The organism is Stutzerimonas nosocomialis (assembly GCF_005876855.1).
GTDB lineage: Bacteria > Pseudomonadota > Gammaproteobacteria > Pseudomonadales > Pseudomonadaceae > Stutzerimonas > Stutzerimonas nosocomialis.
Genome location: NZ_QLAE01000055.1, coordinates 1 through 19,794, shown reverse-complemented (window position 1 = coordinate 19,794; position 19,794 = coordinate 1). Strand labels below are relative to the sequence as shown.

Below are 19,794 nucleotides of genomic sequence, written 5' to 3'. Positions count from 1 at the left end.
GCTAGCCAGTACGCGGACATGAAAAAGCCGGGCAATGCCCGGCTTTTTCATGCCCGCAATCCATCAGGCACGCGGCAGGGTCACGCCGCGCTGTCCCTGGTACTTGCCGCCGCGATCGCGGTAGGAGACTTCGCACGCCTCGTCCGACTCGAGGAACAGCATCTGGGCGACGCCCTCGTTGGCGTAGATCTTCGCCGGCAGCGTGGTGGTGTTGGAGAACTCCAGCGTCACGTGGCCTTCCCACTCCGGCTCGAGCGGCGTCACGTTGACGATGATGCCGCAGCGCGCGTAGGTGCTCTTGCCCAGGCAGATGGTCAGCACGTTGCGCGGAATGCGGAAGTACTCGACGGTGCGCGCCAGGGCGAAGGAGTTCGGCGGGATGATGCAGACGTCGCTCTTGATGTCGACGAAGCTCTTCTCGTCGAAGTTCTTCGGATCGACGGTGGCCGAATTGATGTTGGTGAACACCTTGAATTCGTCGGCGCACCGCACGTCGTAGCCGTAGCTGGAGACGCCGTAGGAGATGAGGCGATCGTCGCCTTCACCGCGCATCTGGCGCTCGACGAACGGCTCGATCATGCCGTGCTCCTGGGCCATGCGGCGAATCCACTTGTCCGATTTGATGCTCATGGCAGGCGTCCTGATTGGCTGGCGGGAAGAAAACGAAGGCGCATCTTACCGAGCCGGACGCCGCTGTTCAAAGCCACTCGCGGCCATGACAACGACACTGCCGTTTAGTTGCCGCGAGCCCGATGCAAGAAAGTAAAAAATAAAGCTCGCGCGGACGGCAGAAAAGCGTATTGTGTGCACCAGCTGCTGCTGCATGTGTCACCGTGAATCGCTACATGTTTAGATTTCGATCCGATCATTGCTACGACTCCTAACTCCTTGCGCTCAGTCCTGGCTCGGGCTTTACCCGTACCCCATCATCTTCCGTTCAAGGAGACATAAAATGTCCAATCGCCAAACCGGTACCGTCAAGTGGTTCAACGATGAGAAAGGCTTCGGCTTCATCACTCCGCAATCCGGTGACGACCTCTTCGTACACTTCCGCGCCATTCAGGGCGAGGGCTTCAAGAGCCTGAAAGAAGGCCAAGCCGTTTCTTTCGTCGCTACCCGCGGCCAGAAAGGCATGCAAGCCGAGGAAGTTCAGGTTATCTAACCTGCACTGACCCAAGAAAAAGCCCTGCTCTGCAGGGCTTTTTTTTGCCTGTTCGACAGGCCTGGAGCGAGACCCCGGCGAACCTCTCGCCAGGGCCGCCGACGTCAATCGTCGGAGATGATGATGTTGGGCATCGACTGCGCCACGATCTGCCCGCTCTGGGCAATGCGCGCACTGACGCTGCGCGCCATCTGCTGGTAGATCATCGCAATCTGGCTTTCCGGATCGGCGATGGTGGTCGGCTTGCCGGCATCGGCCTGACTGCGGATGGCCATCGACAGCGGCATGGAGGCCAGCAGTTCGACGTTGTACTGCGCCGCCAGCTTCTCGCCGCCGCCCTCGCCGAACAGGTGCTCGGCATGACCGCAGTTGGAGCAGATGTGCACGGCCATGTTTTCCACCACGCCGAGCACGGGAATGTTCACCTTGCGGAACATCTCCACGCCCTTCTTCGCGTCGAGCAGTGCCAGGTCCTGAGGCGTGGTGACGATCACCGCTCCCGACACCGGCACCTTCTGCGCCAGGGTCAGCTGGATGTCGCCGGTGCCCGGCGGCATGTCGACCACCAGATAATCCAGGTCGCGCCATGCCGTCTGCGTGATCAGTTGCAGGAGCGCGCCGGAGACCATCGGCCCACGCCAGACCATCGGCGTCTTGTCGTCGGCCAGGAAGGCCATGGACATCAGCTGGACGCCATGGGCCTCGAGCGGGATGAAGAACTTCTGATCGCGGATTTCGGGACGGGTACCTTCCGGGATGCCGAACATGATTCCCTGGCTCGGCCCGTAGATGTCCGCATCCAGCACGCCGACACGCGCGCCTTCGCGCGCCAGCGCCAGCGCCAGGTTGGCGGCGGTGGTCGACTTGCCGACGCCACCCTTGCCCGACGCGACGGCGATGACGTTCTTCACGTTCGCCAGTTCCGGCACCTGCTGCTGGGCCTTGTGGCCACGGATCACGCAGTCGATCTGCACGTTGGCGCGCGATACGCCGTCGAGGTTCTCGATCGCCATTGCCAGCGTCTGCGCCCAGCCGTTGCGAAACAGTCCGGCGGCGTAGCCAAGCTCGAGGGTAACGCTGACCCGGTCGCCCTGGATCTCGATGGCGCGCACGCAACCGGCGCTGACCGGATCCTGGTTCAGGTGGGGGTCGGTGTACTGGCGCAGAGCGGCTTCGACCGCCTCGCGGGTGATTGCAGGCATGGGCTCTCCAAAGACTGAGCAAAACAGGTGGTCATGCTACCGCAGGAGGGCCCGGTCGGGGCCATCCAATTGCACCGCAGGAGCTCTCCGACGCCGCTGCGGTTGACGGCCGCGGCCGCTCCACGGTAAGTTTTCGCCTCCTTCGTGGCGGCCCCCAGGACCGCTACGCGTAAGCGTTCACGTCAATCAACGCGCAACCCTCCGCATGGGCATTCCACGCGGGGCCGGGGGCGCATCTCGATCGAGCGTGCCCTGAACCATGGAGCACGCCTTGATACACCGATCCCACACCCTGTCTGCCGACCGCGCACTGTTGCTGCTTTGCCTGGCGACTTTCATCGGCTTTCTCACCGTCGGCCTGCCGCTGGCCGTCATCCCCCTCTACGTTCACGACGAACTCGGCTACGGCGCCGTGGTGGTCGGCTCCGCGGTCGGGGTGCAATTCCTCGCCACGGTCCTCACCCGTGGCTATGCCGGCCGTCTCGCCGACCAGCAGGGTGCACGCCCTGCCATGCGGCGAGGCTTGGTCGGTTGCGGGCTGGCCGGCGCCTTCTACCTGCTGTCTTCCCTGCTGCCCGTGCCGGCAGCCGGCAAGCTCGCCCTGCTGATCGCCGGCCGCCTGACCCTCGGCGTCGGCGAAAGCTTCCTGGTTACCGGCATGCTGGCCTGGGGCATCGGCACGGTGGGCGTGCTCAAGTCCGGCAAGGTGATGTCCTGGACCGGCATGGCGATCTACGGCGCCATGGCCCTGGGCGCACCGGCCGGTCTCGCCCTCTACGAGGGCAACGGACTGGCGGTGCTGGGGCTCGTCACCCTGGGCTTGCCGCTGCTGGGCCTGGCGCTGATCCGGCCGGTCGCCGCCGTGGCGCCGAGCGGCGGCCAGCGTCGCTCGTTCATCAGTGTCATCGGCCGCATCTGGCAACCAGCCCTGGCCCTTGCCCTGCAAGGCGTCGGGTTTGCCGCGATCGGCGCCTTCATCTCGCTGCATTTCGCCACCGAGGGCTGGCAAGGCGCGGGCCTCGCGCTGTCGTGCTTCGGGCTGGCCTTCGCCGCGATGCGTGTCGTCGCGGGCCATCTGCCCGACAAGCTCGGCGGCCCGCCGGTGGCCATGGTCTCGCTGCTGGTCGAGGGTTGCGGCCTGCTGCTGCTCTGGAGCGCGACCAGCGCCGAGCTGGCGCTCGCCGGCGCGGCCCTGACCGGGGCCGGCGCTTCGCTGATCTTCCCGTCGCTGGGGCTGGTGGTGGTCAAGCGCGTCGAACCCCAGGTGCGTGCCACCGCCCTGGGCGGCTATGCCGCCTTCCAGGACATCGCCTACGGCCTGACCGGCCCGCTCACCGGGTTGCTGGTGGGCGTACACGGCTATCCGGTGGCGTTTCTCGTCGCCGCGCTGGCGGCCTTCGCCGGATTCGGCATCGCGGCGCAACTGTATCGCCAGGACCGTCGCCAGGCCGCGCCCTGATCGCGCAGGGCCGGGCGGCCAGGATGAAAAAAGCCGCCCGGCCCTATATAGTTGCCGACTTCCCCCGTTTTCCCGTACAGCCGACCCTCATGACCGAAGCCCGCAAGATTCTCGTCACCAGCGCCCTGCCCTATGCCAACGGTTCCATTCACCTGGGCCACATGGTCGAGTACATCCAGACCGACATCTGGGTGCGCTTCCAGAAGATGCGCGGCAACCAGTGCACGTACGTCTGCGCCTCCGACGCCCATGGCTCGGCGATCATGCTGCGCGCCGAGAAGGAAGGCATCACGCCCGAACAGCTGATCGAGACGGTACGCCGCGAGCACAGCACCGACTTCGCCGACTTCCTCGTGGAATTCGACAACTTCCACTCCACCCACTCGGAAGAAAACCGCGAGCTGTCGAGCCTGGTCTACACCCGCCTGCGCGATGCCGGGCACATCGCCACCCGCGCGGTGACCCAGTATTACGATCCCGAGAAGGGCATGTTCCTCGCCGACCGCTTCATCAAGGGCACCTGTCCCAAGTGCGGCAGCGAAGACCAGTACGGCGACAACTGCGAGAAGTGCGGGGCGACCTATGCGCCCACCGAGCTGAAAGACCCGCGCTCGGCGATTTCCGGCGCCACGCCGGTGCTCAGGGAGTCCAAGCACTTCTTCTTCAAGCTGCCCGATTTCCAGACCATGCTCGAAGGCTGGACCCGCAGCGGCTCGCTGCAGGACGCGGTCGCCAACAAGATCGCCGAATGGCTCGATGCTGGCCTGCAGGAGTGGGACATCTCCCGCGACGCACCCTACTTCGGTTTCGAGATTCCCGACGAGCCCGGCAAGTTCTTCTACGTCTGGCTCGATGCCCCGATCGGCTACATGGCGAGCTTCAAGAACCTCTGCGCCCGCCGCCCGGAACTGGACTTCGACGCCTACTGGCGCAAGGATTCGAGCGCCGAGGTGTACCACTTCATCGGCAAGGACATCGTCAATTTCCACGCGCTGTTCTGGCCCGCCATGCTCGAAGGCGCCGGCTACCGCAAGCCGACCGCACTGAACGTGCACGGCTTCCTGACCGTCGACGGGCAGAAGATGTCCAAGTCCCGTGGCACCTTCGTCAAGGCGCGCACCTACCTGGATCACCTCGAACCCGAATACCTGCGTTATTACTTCGCCTCCAAGCTGAGCCGCAGCGTCGACGACCTCGATCTGAACCTCGAAGACTTCGTGCAGAAGGTCAACTCGGACCTGGTCGGCAAGGTGGTCAACATCGCCAGCCGCTGCGCCGGCTTCATCCACAAGGGCAACGGCGGCGTACTGGTCGCCGGCAACGCCGCGCCGGAACTGACCGAGGCCTTCCTGAGCGCGGCGCCGAGCATCGCCGAGGCCTACGAACAGCGCGACTTCGCCCGCGCCATGCGCGAGATCATGGCGCTGGCCGACCGCGCCAACGCCTGGATCGCCGAGAAGGCGCCGTGGGCCCTGAACAAGCAGGAAGGCAAGCAGGATGAAGTCCAGGCGATCTGCGCCCTGGGGGTCAACCTGTTCCGCCAGCTGGTGATCTTCCTCAAGCCCGTGCTGCCGAAGCTCGCCGCCGCGGCCGAAGCCTTCCTCAACGTCGCGCCGCTGACCTGGGACGACCACCGCACGCTGCTCGCCGACCACGCCCTCAACGCCTTCAGCCCGCTGATGACCCGTATCGAACCTGCCCGGATCCAAGCCATGATCGACGCCTCCAAGGAAGACCTCGCCGCCGAAACCAGCCAGCCTGCCGGCACCCCGAGCGGCAACGGCGAACTGAAGAAGGAGCCGCTGGCCGCCGAAATCGGCTTCGATGCCTTCGCGGCCGTCGACCTGCGCATCGCGCTGATCGAGAAGTGCGAGTTCGTCGAAGGGGCCGACAAACTGCTGCGCCTGACCCTCGACATCGGCGACGAGAAGCGCAACGTCTTCTCCGGCATCAAGAGCGCCTACCCCGACCCGAGCAAGCTCGAAGGCCGCCTGACGCTCTACGTGGCCAACCTCGCGGCGCGCAAGATGAAGTTCGGTGTGTCCGAAGGCATGGTGCTGGCCGCCGGCCCCGGTGGCGAAGAAATCTATCTGCTGAGCCCGGACAGCGGCGCCAAGCCCGGCCAGCGCGTCAAGTAACACCGCGCCCGGGGCTCGTCGCCACGAGCCCCAAGGCCCTTCACCGCGAGGCCGCTGGCCGATGAGCGACACCCACGCCCCGCCTCCCGTCGACCCGAGCCGCTGCCCCGTCTGCGGCCAGAGCAACGGCTGCGGGCTGGCCAGTGGCGATGCCAGCACGCCGTGCTGGTGCTTTGCCGTAACCCTCGACGCCAGGCAGCTGGCCGACCTGCCGCCCCAGGCGCAGGGCAAGGCGTGCCTCTGTCCACGCTGCGCCCGTGGCGAGCGGCCTGACCCGAGCCGATAGCCACCCCATGCGCCTGGACCGTTTCCTCGCCAACCTTCCCCACCTGAGCCACCAGCAGGCCCACCAGTTGCTGGCCGCCGGGCGTGTGAGCGTCGACGGCCAGCCGGTGCGCGACGGCCTGCATCCGATCCGCGTGTTCAACCAGGTGGAGCTCGACGGGGAGGTCCTGCAGACCGGCAAACCGGCCCGCTACCTGATGCTGCACAAGCCGCGCGGCTGCGTCAGCGCCACCCGCGATCCGCTGCACCCGACGGTACTCGAACGGGTGGCGGACGAAGCCGACCGGGCCGACCTGCACATCGCCGGCAGGCTGGATTTCAACACCACCGGCCTGATGCTGATCACCAATGACGGCCTCTGGTCGCGCCGCGCCACCCTGCCCGCCAGCCGGCTGGGCAAGGTCTACCGCGTCGAGACCGAAGACCCGATCGACCCCGCCTGCGTGGAACACTTCGCCCGCGGCCTGTACTTTCGCTTCGAAGACCTCACCACCCTGCCGGCCGAACTGGAACTGCTCGGCCCGCGCCTGGCCCGGCTCACCCTGCACGAAGGGCGCTATCACCAGGTCAAGCGGATGTTCGGGCACTTCGGCAACAAGGTCACCGCCCTGCACCGGGAGTCCATCGGCGCGGTCCGGCTCGACCCGCAGCTGGAGCCTGGCGAGTACCGCCCCCTGAGCGCCGAGGAGATCGCCGCGTTCTGACCGGCAAAAGCAGGCCGGCCGATAAAATGCCCGTCGCCGGCGCTTCATTTACGCCGCCGCTTCTGGTACAAAGGCACCCCTGCGCGGGCGTCGTATAATGGCATTACCTGAGCTTCCCAAGCTCATGACGAGGGTTCGATTCCCTTCGCCCGCTCCAGATATCAAAGCCCTGCCGACGCAGGGCTTTTTCTTTTGGCCATGGCCGCTTCACGGCCGCGCGCCCGCCCCCGAGCACCCAGCCCGCGAGACGCCCATCGCCGGCGAAGCGGTGGCTGAACAGCACACGCGAGCCGATGGGAAGTGACTCGATCGATGAAGCCTGCTGACCCCTCCGCTGTCCTCGGCCCTGCCTGGCGAACGACGCTCGATGGCGCCTCGGTGAGGGCGGCCCTGCCATGCTGAATCTGTCCGCCTACCTGGGGCTCTTCCTCGCCGCGTTCGCCGCCGCCACCCTGCTGCCGGCCCAGTCCGAAGCGGTCCTGACGGCCCTGCTGCTGACCGGCGAGTTCCCCGTGACCGCGCTGCTGCTGGTGGCCACGCTGGGCAACGTGCTGGGTTCGGTGGTGAACTGGCTGCTCGGGCGCTACCTGGAGCGCTTTCGCCACAAGCGCTGGTTCCCGGTCAGCGACGCACAGCTGGAAAAGGCGCAGGGCCAGTATCGACGCTTCGGTCGCTGGTCGTTGCTGCTGAGCTGGGTGCCCATCGTAGGGGACCCGTTGACGGTGATCGCCGGCGTCATGCGCGAGCCGTTCTGGCGCTTCGCCCTGCTGGTCACGCTCGCCAAGGGCGGGCGTTATGTCGTCCTGGCCGCGGTGGTTCGGGGGTTCGTCTGACGCAGGGGTGTCAGTGCCTGCCTCAATTTGAAGCAACTGACGATTCGGTCAGTTTTTTATGGAGCACGAGGTCGCCAGGACACACTACCATCGCCGGTCGCTTCCCCAAGCGGAACGTCCGACTACGAATAAGCGCTTGATTTCCCGACACTTATAAATGTACCGCCCGCCGTTCCGGCATTGGCGCAAGTATTGCTTTCGCTCAAAAGCCTGACCGTTTGGACAACTAAAAAGATCGCCTCATCCCTTTTGCACACAGGAGCACACCGATGAAACGCACCCTGACTACCGCAACGCTCGCGGCCGGCCTGATGCTGGCAGGCCATGCCGCGGCCTCCCCGTTCTTGTGGCAGAGCAACAGCCTGACCTACCTGTACGGCAAGGACTACAAGGTCGACGCCGGCTCGACCCAGCAAACCGTGACCTTCGAACATGCCAGCGGCTGGGCTTGGGGCGACATGTTCTTGTTCGTCGACAACATCTTCTACAACGGCATCTCCGGACGCGACGGCCACACCTATTACGGCGAGTTCAGCCCGCGCCTGTCGCTGGGCAAGATTTCCGGCAACGAGATCAAGTTCGGCCCGGTCACCGACGTCCTGCTCGCAGCGACCTACGAGCGCGGCGAAAGCAGCGCCGCAGGCGTGCCGAACCAGACCTACCTGCTCGGCCCGGCGGTGGACCTGGCCCTGCCCGGCTTCGACCGCTTCAACCTCAACCTCTACTACCGCAAGCCCGACGGCAAGACCGGCAACCCGTCCGGCCAGTGGCAGCTGACGCCGACCTGGGCCATGACCATCCCGGTGGGCAAGTCCGACATCCTCTTCGACGGCTTCATCGACTGGGTGATCAACGACGCCAGCAACAGCGACACCGAGCTCAAGCGCAACCTGCACATCAACCCGCAGATCAAGTACGACCTGGGCAAGGCGCTGGACCACGCGGCCGGCACGCTCTACGTCGGTATCGAATACGACTACTGGTCGAACAAGTACGGCATCGAGGACGGCGGTTACGTCAGCCGCAACTTCGTCGGCAAGACGGACCAGAACACCTTCAGCGCCATCGTGCAGGTTCACTTCTGATCTCCCCGCTCGGCCGACGCCGGGCGGCTGAATCCTCGCGTGTCGCCACATAACGGGGCGGCACGCCTTTCCTTCTGCCTCACCTTGGTGCACAGCTTGCCCGCTGGCGCACCGACCGCCGATCCCACCCCTTTCCCGACAGCCGCGGCCGCTCCCTGCATGCGCTGGGCAACAGCCCGAAGGCAGGCGAACCTAAGCGGGTGGTCAGTTTTTTGCACACCTCAGCCAGACCAGACAGGCGCCTACGCCTGCGGCTTTGCCTTTCGCTTGAGGTCGCTGCCATGAAGAACGCCCCATCGCTCCCGCCTGCCCAACGTCTGCAGGCCTGCCTCATCGGCATCCAGCCTACCTGCCCGCGCCACGCGCTCCCGGCCCTCGAGGCACCGCAATGAGCATCAGCCAGGCTTCGCCCCCGGGCGGCTCGGCGGACAAGCCGGCCGGACGCATTCGCCAGAAGAACGAGGAAGCGATCCTCGGGGCCGCCGCGGAGGAATTCGCCCGCTACGGCTTCAAGGGCACCAGCATGAGCGCCATCGCGCTGCGGGCGGGGTTGCCCAAGGCCAACCTCCACTACTACTTCAACAGCAAGCTCGGGCTCTATGTCGAGGTCATGCGGCATATCCTCGAACTCTGGGACAGCGCCTTCGACGAACTCACCGTGGACGACGATCCGGCCCAGGCCCTGGCAGGCTACATCCGCATCAAGATGGAGTTTTCCCGCCGCCAGCCGCAGGCGTCGAAGATCTTCGCCATGGAAGTGATCAGCGGTTGCGAGTGCCTGAACGAGCACTTCAACCAGGATTACCGCGACTGGTTCCGTGGCCGGGCGGCCGTGTTCGAGGCCTGGATCGCAGCCGGCAAGATGGACCCGATCGACCCGGCGCACCTGATTTTCCTGATCTGGAGCAGCACCCAGCACTACGCGGACTTTTCCGACCAGATCAACCGGGTCATGGGCCACAGGCGCATGACGCGTGATGACTTCGCCCATGCCACCGACAACCTCATCCACATCATCCTCAAGGGCTGCGGGCTGCAACCACCGGCTCCGGTGCGCTGATTCCGAGTGGGAGCCTGGGCGGGTGACTCAGGTGCGACCGGTCGCGATCAAGGCCCGGAGCCTGTGGGAGCGGTCTCGACCGCGAATGGACCGACGCCGTCGAACGCCAGCCACCAGCAACGCCCCTACTCTCTCGCGGCCCCTACAGCCGAAACAGCGGCTCGGCCTGCTCGACGTCCAGATGCGCGACATTGATGCGCAGCCAGGGGCTCTTGCGCCCGTCCGCGCTGAACAGATTCCCCGGCGCGAGCAGGATGCCGCATTGCAGGGCGCGTTCGAGAAAGGCGTCGAGGTCGCTCAGGCGGGGATGCCTGATCCAGATGAACATGCCGCCCTTGGCCGCATGGAAGATCTCCCAGCCCCAGCTCTGAAACGCCGCCTGGGCGATCGCCTGCGAGGTCTGGAGCTTGCGCTGCACCAGCCCCAGATGGCGCTCGTAGGTGCCGTCGGCCAGGATCGCGCTGAGAAAGCGCTCGCAGAAGCTCGGCACGGCGACGCTGGTCAGCAGCTTGAGATCGGCCAGCGAGGCGACGAGATCGGGCGAGCCGATCAGGTAGCCGACCCGCAGGCTGGCAGAGAGCGTCTTGGAGAAGCTGCTGATGTAGATCACCTTGCGCAGGCCATCGAGCGTGACCAGGCTGGCGTTGCGATCGCCGCTGAAATCGCCGTACACGTCGTCCTCGACCAGCGTCACGTCGTAGCGATAGGCCAGTTGCAGTACCTGGAAGGCGTTCTGCGGGCTCAGCGAGGAGCCGGTGGGGTTGTGCAGCTGGGAATTGATGAAGAACGCGCGCACCGGACGCGTCGCCAGGACCGCTTCGAGCCGTTCGATGTCCGGGCCGTCCGGCAGCCGGGCGATGCCGACCACCTCGGCGCCGCGCAAGGCGAGCAGCTGGACGAGGTTGCTGTTGCAGGGGTCGTCCACCAGCACGCAGTCGCCAGGCTCGATGATCTTGCGGATCACCAGGTCCAGGGCCTGGGTGGCGCCCAGGGTGGTGAGAATCTGGTTCGGATCCAGCGCCAGGCCGAGGCGCTTTTCCAGGTGCTCGGACAGATGCTGGCGCAGCGGCAGGTGCCCGGAAGGATCGCCATACTCGACCAGCGTGCTGTGGGCGAAATTGGCCGTACGGCGAATCACCCGGGCAAGCGTCTGGGTATCGCGCCAGCTCGAAGGCAGCCAGCCGCAGCCGAGCTTCATGCTCGCGGCATTGCCATGGAACAGACGCCAGAAGGCGCTGAGGCTGCTCTGATCGTTGCCGGCGAGCGAGTGCAAGGCAGTGGCGGCCGGCTTTGCCGCCGTCGCCTCGACGAAAAAGCCGCGACCGGGGCGAGCGCTGATCAGCCCGCTGACCTCCAGCCGTTCGTAGGCGCCGACCACTGTGTGAAAACTCAAGCCATGGCTGGCTGACAGTTTACGGATCGAGGGCAGACGCTGACCGGGGCGGATTCCGCCATTGAGAATGGCCGTCCTGATCGCCTCGGCGACCTGCTCTATTCCCAAGGTCTGGCCTGTCTTCTCCAACGGCAATTCCATTTCGCCATCCTCCAGCCACTGTTAGACAGACCTTTCTAACAGTTCAGCAAGCCACATCACCAGTGTTTTTCCTCTCGCTCGTCGACTCGGGTAACCATGGCTTCGCTTCGACGACACTCGAGGAATGAGCATGTCACACGTGATCACCCCCCCCAAGAACAATACCCCTCTGGATGACGCGCCGATCATTTTCAGCACATCGGACTGGTCGGACTGGAAATGGCAGCAACGCAACGCGATTACCAGCGCCGAAGACCTGGTTCGCCACTTTCCCGGCCTCAAGGCCGAAGCGCGCCTGAACCGCATCCGCGATCACCTGCAGAACCGCAAGCTGAGCGTCACGCCCTACACCCTCGACCTGATCCGCTGCGACGAACACCTGCTGCCGGCGGCAGGCGATCCCGTCTGGCGACAGCTGATCCCGGACTGGCACGGCAGCGCCACGGTGCAGCCGCTGGACTACGACGGGGAATCGGAAAACTGGGAGATGCCCGGCGAGATGGTGACGCCGATCTGCCAGCACAAATACGACAACCGGGTGATCGTGCGCCTGGCCAACGTCTGCCACGCCTACTGCCAGTTCTGCTACGAAGCGCTGCGTACGCTGGAGAAAGACCCGGTCAAGCCGTCCATGCGGCGCCAGGACTGGCTCGACACCCTCGACTACATCCGCGACCACCCGGAACTGGACGAGGTCATCCTCAGCGGCGGCGAGCCCCTGATGCATTCGGACAAGCATCTGGACGGCTATCTCTGCGACCTGCGCGCCTTGCGGCCGGACCTGATCATCCGCATCCACACCCGCGCGCTGACGTTCAATCCGTTTCGGATCACCCCGGAGCTGGTGCAGATCTTCACCCGCCACAACGTCAACGCCATCGGCCTGCACATCGCCCATCCGAACGAAATCACCGCCCAGATGCTCACCGCCGTGCGGCGCCTGCGCAGCAGCGGCGCGATGCTGTTCGCCAACATCCCGCTGCTGCATGGGGTCAACGACAGCTACGAGACGCTCTCGCAGCTGTGCCTGACGCTCTACCGCAACGGCATCCAGCCGCATTACCTCTACCACTTCATGCCCTTCTCGCCCGGCTCGGACGCCTTCCGCACCGACATCACGGCCGCCCTGGCGATCGTCGGACGCATGAAGCGCCGCCTCTCGAACATGGCGGTGCCCGAATACGTGCTGCCCCACAAGACCGGCAAGTACAGCGTGCCGCTGGACCTGTGCAAGGGCATACCGGAGCTGGAGGTACGCGAGGACGGCGAATACCTGCACTTCGTCAACTGGCAAGGCCAGCGCTGCACCTTCCCGGAATGACCGGAATGAATGGAGTCTTTCCCATGGCACATCGTCTGGCCGATCACCTGGTGGATCTGGACAACCCCAACCCCTTTCCCGGCCTGCTGGCGCTCGAGCGCAAGACCGGGCGCCGCGTGCAACTGCGCCTGGGCGGCAACGAGAGCCTGGATGCCCCGTTGACCTCGCTGCGCCAGCTGTACGGCGACGCCTTCTGCCACCTCGCCCGCCTCTATGGCGACCCCAGCGGCGAGCGGCTGCGCGAGCGCCTGGCGCAATGCGGCGGCTTCGACCCGAACGAGCTGTGCATCGACAGTGGCGCCGATGCGGTCATCGCCCTGTGCGTACGGGCGCTGTGCTCGCCGGGCGACACCGCGGTCACCAGTGCCGGCACCTACCCGACGTTCGGCTACTTCGCCCGGGCGAGCGGCTGCCACCTCATCGAAGTCCCCTACGAAGACCACGACGGCATCCTCTCGGTAAGCCCCGACACCCTGCTGGCCACCGCCAGACGGGCGCGCGCCAAGGTGATCTACCTGGCCAACCCGGACAACCCCACCGGTAGCTGGCTGCCCCTGGAACGGATCGAGGCACTGGCCGCGCAACTGCCCGACGACTGCACGCTGCTGCTCGACGAAGCCTACCTGGAGTTCTGCCCGGCACTGGCCGCCGGCAGCGAGCGCAGCATTCCCGGCTGTATCCGCATCCGTTCGCTGTCCAAGGCCCACGCCCTGGCGGGTTTGCGGATCGGCTACGCGCTGGCGGAAAAGAACCTGCTCGATGGCCTGGCCAAGGCGCGCATCCACTATTCGGTCGGCGGCCTGGCCCAGCATGCCGCCCAGCTGGCCCTGGCCGACGCCGACCATGCCGAGGCGATCAGGACGCACAACGCGCTGTTGCGCGAAACCCTGAGCGAGCGGCTGCGCGCGGCGGGTTACCGGGTGCTGCCATCGGGCACCAACTTCGTGTCCCTGCTGCTGCCCACTGAGGAGGATGCCCGGCAACTGCAGGAGCAACTGCTGGCCTCCCAGGTAGCGGTGCACCGCCCGCAGCATCCGTCGCTGAACAACCTGATCCGGGTGACGCTGTGCGAGGCGGCCCTGCAGGAGTGGCTGCTCGACATCTTCCTGAGGGCTCGCCGATGAAACCACGCCTGACGTTCAAGGATGCCGCCCAGGACGCGCTGCCGATCGTCGTCAGCGGCTTCATGTTCGGTCTGGTATTCGGCGTACTGGCCAGCAAGGCCGGGCTGTCGCCGCTGGCAGCCACACTGATGAGTGCGCTGGTGTTCGCCGGCGCCTCGCAGTTCATCGCCATCGAACAGTGGCAGCCGGGGCACCTGCCGGTGATGGCCATCGTGCTGACCACCCTGCTGGTGAACCTGCGGCACCTGTTGATGAGCCTGTCGCTGCGCCAGTGGTTCGCCCGCGAGCCCAAGCGCCGCCTCTCGCCGGCCTTCGCCCTGCTGCTGATCGACGAGACCTGGGCACTGGCCGAACACCGCTTCAAGCACTACGCGCCATCGCTGCGCTATTTCGTCCAGGCGGGGCTGCTCATCTACGTCGGCTGGGTAGGCGGCACGCTGCTCGGCACGCAGATCGGCAACCAGATCCCACGGCCAGCCGACTACGGGCTGGATTTCACCTTCGTCGCGATGTTCCTGTCGCTGATGGTCCTGCTCTGGCAGCGCTCGATGGATTTCGCGACCTGGGGCATCTCCGGCGTCGTGGCATTTTTCGTCGCCCAGCTGCCGGGCATCGGGCAGGCCTCGGTGGTGATCGCCGCCATCGTCGCCAGCGCACTGGTGGCAGCCCTGCCCGTCTCCCACGCGATGGAGGAACCCACATGAGCCCGCTGGAACTGGCCGCGATCGTCGGCATGGCCCTGGCCACCTACTTCACCCGCGTCGGGGGTCTGCTGGTTCGCGCCGATCGCCTGGCGCTGAGCGGCTTTCCCGAACGCTTCCTGAAGAACCTGCCGGCCGCCATTCTCGCGGCGCTGGTCGCGCCGAAGATCGCCGCCGGCGACCCCTCGGTGTGGATCGCCTCGCTGGTCACCGTCGCGGTGGTCTGGAAATTCAGAAACACCCTGCTGGGCGTGGCCATCGGCACCCTGACCTGCGCCTGGGTCCGCTGGATGATGAGGATGTGACGATGAAGATTGCGATTATCGACTCCTGCGACAACAGCTACGTGAACGAGCCCGACCTCGAGCGCGAGGTGCTGGCGACCAAGGCCGACGTCGAGCTGTACCACGTGCGCAACACGAGCGAGCTGCCGCCCCAGGTGCTCGGCTACGACGGCCTGATCAGCTGGCACCTGGTGCCGCTGCGCGCGCCCTTCATCAACAGCCTGCGGCAGTGTCGCGGCATCGTGCGGGCCGCCGTCGGCTTCGACAACATCGACCTGCAGGCGGCGCGCGAACGAGGCATCGTGGTCGCCAACGTGCCGGACTACGGTACCGAGGAAGTCGCCGACCACAGCCTGGCGATGGCCCTGAACCTGCTGCGCCGGTTACCGCAGGGACATGCGGTGGTCGCCTCGGGCAGCTGGGACTGGCGCGAGGTCGGCCCGCTGCCGCGGCTGAGCCAGCTCGACATCGGCCTGATCGGCTTCGGCCGCATCGGCATGGCCGTGGCGGCGCGCTTCAAGGCCTTCGGCTGCCGGGTGCGCTTCTATGACCCCTACGTCTCGAGCGGCGTGGAAAAAGCCCTCGGCGTGCGCCGCTGCGAAAGCCTCACCGGCCTGCTGCAAGGCTCGGACCTGGTCAGCATCCACGCGCCGCTGAACGAGGAGACCCGCCACCTGATAGGCAGGCGCGAGCTGGAAACGCTCAAGGGCAAGTACCTGATCAACACCGCGCGCGGGCCGATCATCGACTGCTCCGCACTGGCCGATGCCGTGTCCGACCATCTGCTGGCCGGCGTCGCCCTCGACGTGTTCGAGGACGAACAGGCCGCCATCCCGATGCTGTTCCTGCAACGCAACGACGTGCTGCTCTCGCCCCACGTGGCGTTCTATTCGCAAGCCGCGTTACCCGAATTGAGACGCAAGGCGGCCCAGGTGCTGCTGAGCCTCCTCGAGCAGGGTCATCACCGAAATGCGATCCGTTGAGCGGCGCTTCCTGCTCGAGTACTACCAGCGCGACGCGGCCGGCTGGGTCGACCCCCGCAGCCTGAACGCCGTTCGCCGGCGCAGCGGCCGCTCGCTCTGGATCGGTTCCTACTATGCGCTGATCGAACAGCTCGACTACCTTCCCTCAGTGATCGTCGATCCGGATGCCGAGGCGCTGGCGGTGGCCAAGACGCAGGTCCGCGGTGTGCCCGTGGTGCAGGCCGACGTACGCCGGCTGCCGTTTCGAAACAGCTTCGACACCATCCTGATGCCCGGCTGCGTCACCGCCTACCTGCTCGATGACCGCGCATTGCAGCAGGCGACGAATTCGCTTGCCCGTGCCCTGAAGCCGACGCCTGGCGCCGTGCTGCTGGTCGACGGCTACGACCTGCTCTCGATCTTCGACTGCTGCTATTTCGACGACGACCGCGACGTGCGGTTGTTCGGCCAGCGCTGGCGGCTGGAGGCCCGCTGCGAACCGGTGTCCCGCGAGCCCTGCCTGTTCGACGTGGCGTTGCGCTTCGTCTGCCAGGATCATCCCCGGCAAGCCCCGGTCCAGACCACCTTTCGCCAGCGCGCCTATGAGCCGAGCGAGCTCTGGCAGGCCCTGAGCGACGAAGGCCTGCACTGCAGCGAGGTACGCCGCGACCCACGGGCGGGCCGGTTCTCGCTGATTTTCTCGCCCGCCTCGCCAGGAAGCGTCGACGATCGCCACGGGCCGGCCTCCTGAGCCACCCTTCGGCGCGGTTGCACGATTGCTCATCCCGACGCGCAACCTGCGCAGAATCAGGCAAGGGGCAAGCAGGATCACGATAACGACAGAGGCCCTCTTCGCCTCAGGATTCATCCAAGGCGCTCACCGGCGCCGACCATGAACCCGAGGAGGCTCCATGTCGAACATCAGCGGAAAAATCATACTCATCACCGGCGCCAGCAGCGGTATCGGAGAAGCGACGGCACGCCTTTTGGCCCAGCAGGGCGCTACCGTCGTGCTCGGCGCCCGCCGGCTGGAGCGGCTGGAAAAGCTCGCGGCAAGCATCAACGAAGCGGGCGGAACCGCCGTCTGCCGCCCGCTGGACGTCGCCCGTCGCGAGGACACCCAGGCCTTCGTCGACTTCGCCGAGCAGCGTTTCGGGCGTGTCGACGTGATCGTCAACAATGCGGGGGTGATGCCCCTGTCGAAACTCGAGGCGCTGAAGGTCGAGGAATGGGACCGGATGATCGACGTGAATATCCGTGGCGTGTTGCATGGCATCGCCGCCGGCCTGCCACTGATGCAGCGCCAGCGCTCGGGCCAGTTCATCAACATCGCGTCCATCGGCGCCTACTCCGTCAGCCCCACCGCGGCGGTCTACTGCGCGACCAAATATGCGGTGCGCGCCATTTCCGAAGGGCTGCGCCAGGAAGTGGGCGGGGATATCCGCGTCACCCTGATATCGCCCGGCGTGACCGAGTCGGAGCTGGCCGACAGCATCTCCGACGAGAGCGCCCGCGCGGCCATGAACGACTTCCGCCGTATCGCCCTTCCGGCCGACGCCATCGCGCGTGCCATCGCCTATGCGGTCGGGCAGCCTGACGACGTCGACGTCAGCGAGCTGGTCGTACGCCCCACCGCCAGCCCCTACTGAGGTCGTCGCCATGAACATTCGCATGAACAACGCCCTGCTCGCCGCCTGGCTGGGGATACTGGGCCCGCTGACGCTGGCATCGTCCGGTGCGATCGCCAACGAACGGCACGAACGCGGCCTGGAGGTTATGGATCACCTGTCCGGCGGCGCCGGGCAACCGGTACTCGATGCCCTGCGCCAGGATTATCCCTTTCTCGCCGACGGCGTGGTCGGCTACGCGCTGGGCGATGTCTGGGGCCGGACGGTGCTCGACGATCGCACACGGCAGCTGGCGGCCATCGCTGCCTTCGCCGCGCAGGGCAACCTGCCCTACATGAAGATCCATGCCGGCTATGCGCTACGGCTCGGGGTCACGCGCGACGAGTTGAAGGAAGTGGTCTACCTGACGACCGTCACCGCTGGCTTTCCGCGAGCCATCGACGCGGCCCAGGCGCTACGCGAAGTGCCTGACCCGGTTGTGCAGTAGGCCCGGCGACCGGGGCGGCGGCAGGCCGCCCCGGTGGTTCGGGGCAATCGTCGAACCTCGAACGGCACGGATGAGAGGCCGGACATCCTTCGGCGAAACGGCCCCGCACCGAACGCACCAATCAGGTGCAACGACGTGGCCACCTGCTCGTCCCCAGCACCAAAGCAACGCACCCGCTACCATCGCCCGCCAATCGTTCCCTCTGGCACTGCAAAGGCCCCGGCGTCCGGAAGATTCCTGACTGCCTGGCCAGCTTTTTGCTATTAGAATGCCCAGGAAAACCCAGCGGACGCCCCCATGCCTGAACCACGAACCGCACGCCTGCAGCTGACCGGCATCACCAAACGCTATCCCGGTTGCCTGGCCAACGACCAGGTCGACCTGTCCATCGCGCCAGGCGAGATCCACGCCCTGCTCGGTGAAAACGGCGCCGGCAAGAGCACCCTGATGAAGATCATCTACGGCGTGACCCAGCCCGACGCCGGGAAGATCCTCTGGGAAGGCGAACCGGTGACCATGCGTGACCCGGCCCAGGCGCGCGAACGCGGCATCGGCATGGTGTTCCAGCACTTCTCGCTGTTCGAGACGCTGACCATCGCCGAGAACATCGCCCTGGCGCTGGGCGCGAGCGCCGGCAGCCCTTCCCGGCTGGAGCCGAAGATCCGCGAAGTCTCGCAGCGTTACGGCATGCCCCTCGAACCCCAGCGCCTGGTACACAGCCTGTCGATCGGCGAGCGCCAGCGGGTGGAGATCATTCGCTGCCTGATGCAGGACATCAAGCTGCTGATTCTCGACGAGCCGACCTCGGTGCTCACCCCGCAGGAGGCCGACGAGTTGTTCGTCACTCTGCGCCGGTTGGCGGCAGAGGGCTGCAGCATCCTGTTCATCAGCCACAAGCTCGGCGAGGTGCGCGCGCTGTGTCAGAGCGCCACGGTGCTGCGCGGCGGACGGGTCTCCGGCGACTGCATACCGGCCGAGTGCACGGACCTCGAACTGGCGCGGCTGATGGTCGGCGACGCCGAAGGCCTGGAGGCCGAGTACCCGAAGGCGCAAGGCCGCGAGCCCTTCCTCAGGGTCGAGCGTCTCTCCTGGCACAACGCCGACCCGTTCGGCGTCTCGCTCAAGGACATCGACCTTACGGTGCGTGCCGGCGAGATCCTCGGCATCGCCGGCGTGGCCGGCAATGGGCAGGGCGAACTGCTCGCCCTGCTGAGCGGCGAACAGCGCCTGCCCGCGGACCAGGCGATGCGCATCCGCTTTCTCGATGAGCAGGTCGCGCACCTGCACCCCGACGCACGGCGGCGCCACGGCATGGCGTTCGTCCCCGCCGAACGCCTCGGCCACGGCGCCGTGCCGAGCATGAGCCTGAGCGACAACGCCCTGCTCACCGCGTATCAGCAGGACGGGATGCTCAGCGGCGGCATGATCCGGCGCGGCAGGGTCCGGCAGTTCGCCGACAGCATCATCCAGCGCTTCGCGGTGAAGACGCCCGATGCGCTGGCCCCGGCCGCCAGCCTGTCCGGCGGCAACCTGCAGAAATTCATCCTCGGCCGCGAAATCCTCCAGCAACCCAGGCTGCTGATCGCCGCGCACCCCACCTGGGGCGTGGACGTCGGCGCCGCCGCGGCGATCCACCGCGCGCTGATCGAGCTGCGCGATGCGGGCGCGGCGATCCTGGTGATCTCCGAGGACCTTGAAGAGCTGTTCCAGATCAGCGACCGCATCGCGGCACTGAGCGAGGGGCGGCTGTCCCCCCTGCGCCCCACCGCCGGCAGCAGCCAGGCCGAAGTCGGCCGCTGGATGGCCGGCCAGTTCGACACCGCCG

Annotated in this window: 20 protein-coding genes and 1 tRNA gene; 18 read left to right on the top strand and 3 right to left on the bottom strand. The window is 66.2% G+C overall.

Annotation, left to right across the window (positions count from 1 at the left end):
• Positions 1-63: 63 nt before the first annotated feature.
• Positions 64-630 (bottom strand): dCTP deaminase, encoded by a 567-nt coding sequence (gene dcd, locus DN824_RS21435; protein ID WP_138410349.1) that lies wholly within the window; start codon positions 628-630, stop codon positions 64-66.
• Between the two features lie 322 nt (positions 631-952).
• Here dcd and DN824_RS21430 point away from each other — a divergent pair, with 322 nt between their 5' ends.
• Positions 953-1,162 (top strand): cold-shock protein, encoded by a 210-nt coding sequence (locus DN824_RS21430; RefSeq protein ID WP_138410348.1) that lies wholly within the window; start codon positions 953-955, stop codon positions 1,160-1,162.
• A 104-nt stretch (positions 1,163-1,266) separates the two neighbouring features.
• Here DN824_RS21430 and apbC read toward each other — a convergent pair whose 3' ends face one another.
• The gene (gene apbC, locus DN824_RS21425; RefSeq protein WP_138410347.1) at positions 1,267-2,364 is read right to left on the bottom strand and encodes an iron-sulfur cluster carrier protein ApbC; all 1,098 of its coding nucleotides are present in this window, start codon (positions 2,362-2,364) and stop codon (positions 1,267-1,269) included.
• A 271-nt stretch (positions 2,365-2,635) separates the two neighbouring features.
• On the opposite strand from apbC, the gene DN824_RS21420 reads away from it, so the two are divergent.
• The 8 genes from DN824_RS21420 to DN824_RS21385 all read left to right on the top strand — a co-directional run bounded on the left by DN824_RS21420 (position 2,636) and on the right by DN824_RS21385 (position 9,928).
• Positions 2,636-3,823, top strand: a complete 1,188-nt coding sequence (locus DN824_RS21420) for an arabinose transporter (protein ID WP_206666179.1) — start codon at positions 2,636-2,638, stop codon at positions 3,821-3,823.
• Positions 3,824-3,912: 89 nt separating this feature from the next.
• The gene (gene metG / locus DN824_RS21415) at positions 3,913-5,961 is read left to right on the top strand and encodes a methionine--tRNA ligase (RefSeq protein ID WP_138410350.1); all 2,049 of its coding nucleotides are present in this window, start codon (positions 3,913-3,915) and stop codon (positions 5,959-5,961) included.
• A 61-nt stretch (positions 5,962-6,022) separates the two neighbouring features.
• Positions 6,023-6,247 carry a cysteine-rich CWC family protein gene (locus DN824_RS21410; protein ID WP_138410345.1) on the top strand — a complete coding sequence of 75 codons (225 nt, stop codon included), beginning with the start codon at positions 6,023-6,025 and terminating at the stop codon, positions 6,245-6,247.
• 7 nt (positions 6,248-6,254) lie between these two features.
• Complete coding sequence (locus DN824_RS21405) at positions 6,255-6,950, top strand: pseudouridine synthase (RefSeq protein WP_138410344.1); 696 nt, start codon at positions 6,255-6,257, stop codon at positions 6,948-6,950.
• Positions 6,951-7,033: 83 nt separating this feature from the next.
• Positions 7,034-7,107, top strand: a tRNA-Gly gene (locus tag DN824_RS21400).
• 238 nt (positions 7,108-7,345) lie between these two features.
• Positions 7,346-7,783, top strand: coding sequence for a YqaA family protein (locus tag DN824_RS21395; RefSeq protein ID WP_138410343.1), 438 nt, complete (start codon positions 7,346-7,348; stop codon positions 7,781-7,783).
• Between the two features lie 269 nt (positions 7,784-8,052).
• A complete protein-coding gene (locus tag DN824_RS21390; RefSeq protein WP_138410342.1) occupies positions 8,053-8,868 on the top strand; it encodes an outer membrane protein OmpK in 816 nt (271 codons plus the stop codon).
• A gap of 388 nt (positions 8,869-9,256) precedes the next feature.
• Positions 9,257-9,928, top strand: a complete 672-nt coding sequence (locus DN824_RS21385) for a TetR family transcriptional regulator C-terminal domain-containing protein (RefSeq protein ID WP_138410341.1) — start codon at positions 9,257-9,259, stop codon at positions 9,926-9,928.
• A gap of 142 nt (positions 9,929-10,070) precedes the next feature.
• Here the strand turns inward: DN824_RS21385 and DN824_RS21380 are convergent, their stop codons facing one another.
• Entirely contained in the window at positions 10,071-11,462 is a 1,392-nt protein-coding gene (locus DN824_RS21380; RefSeq protein ID WP_138410340.1) for an aminotransferase-like domain-containing protein, read from the bottom strand.
• A 130-nt stretch (positions 11,463-11,592) separates the two neighbouring features.
• On the opposite strand from DN824_RS21380, the gene DN824_RS21375 reads away from it, so the two are divergent.
• From DN824_RS21375 to DN824_RS21335, 9 genes are all read left to right on the top strand, one after another.
• Entirely contained in the window at positions 11,593-12,783 is a 1,191-nt protein-coding gene (locus tag DN824_RS21375; RefSeq protein WP_138410339.1) for a KamA family radical SAM protein, read from the top strand.
• Positions 12,784-12,806: 23 nt separating this feature from the next.
• Positions 12,807-13,907, top strand: a complete 1,101-nt coding sequence (locus DN824_RS21370) for an aminotransferase class I/II-fold pyridoxal phosphate-dependent enzyme (RefSeq protein WP_158295340.1) — start codon at positions 12,807-12,809, stop codon at positions 13,905-13,907.
• Positions 13,904-14,611 (top strand): AzlC family ABC transporter permease, encoded by a 708-nt coding sequence (locus DN824_RS21365; protein ID WP_138410337.1) that lies wholly within the window; start codon positions 13,904-13,906, stop codon positions 14,609-14,611. Before DN824_RS21370 ends, DN824_RS21365 begins: the two co-directional genes overlap by 4 nt.
• On the top strand, positions 14,608-14,913 hold the full coding sequence (locus DN824_RS21360; RefSeq protein WP_138410336.1) for an AzlD family protein: 306 nt from the start codon (positions 14,608-14,610) through the stop codon (positions 14,911-14,913). The genes DN824_RS21365 and DN824_RS21360 overlap by 4 nt, the downstream gene beginning before the upstream one ends.
• 2 nt (positions 14,914-14,915) lie before the next feature.
• Positions 14,916-15,875 carry a C-terminal binding protein gene (locus DN824_RS21355; RefSeq protein ID WP_138410335.1) on the top strand — a complete coding sequence of 320 codons (960 nt, stop codon included), beginning with the start codon at positions 14,916-14,918 and terminating at the stop codon, positions 15,873-15,875.
• Positions 15,862-16,605, top strand: a complete 744-nt coding sequence (locus DN824_RS21350) for a class I SAM-dependent methyltransferase (RefSeq protein WP_138410334.1) — start codon at positions 15,862-15,864, stop codon at positions 16,603-16,605. Before DN824_RS21355 ends, DN824_RS21350 begins: the two co-directional genes overlap by 14 nt.
• Before the next feature lie 160 nt (positions 16,606-16,765).
• The gene (locus tag DN824_RS21345; protein ID WP_138410333.1) at positions 16,766-17,503 is read left to right on the top strand and encodes an SDR family oxidoreductase; all 738 of its coding nucleotides are present in this window, start codon (positions 16,766-16,768) and stop codon (positions 17,501-17,503) included.
• A gap of 10 nt (positions 17,504-17,513) precedes the next feature.
• Positions 17,514-17,969 carry a carboxymuconolactone decarboxylase family protein gene (locus DN824_RS21340; RefSeq protein ID WP_138410332.1) on the top strand — a complete coding sequence of 152 codons (456 nt, stop codon included), beginning with the start codon at positions 17,514-17,516 and terminating at the stop codon, positions 17,967-17,969.
• A 297-nt stretch (positions 17,970-18,266) separates the two neighbouring features.
• A partial coding sequence (locus tag DN824_RS21335; protein WP_138410331.1) for an ABC transporter ATP-binding protein occupies positions 18,267-19,794 on the top strand: 1,528 nt, incomplete at its 3' end.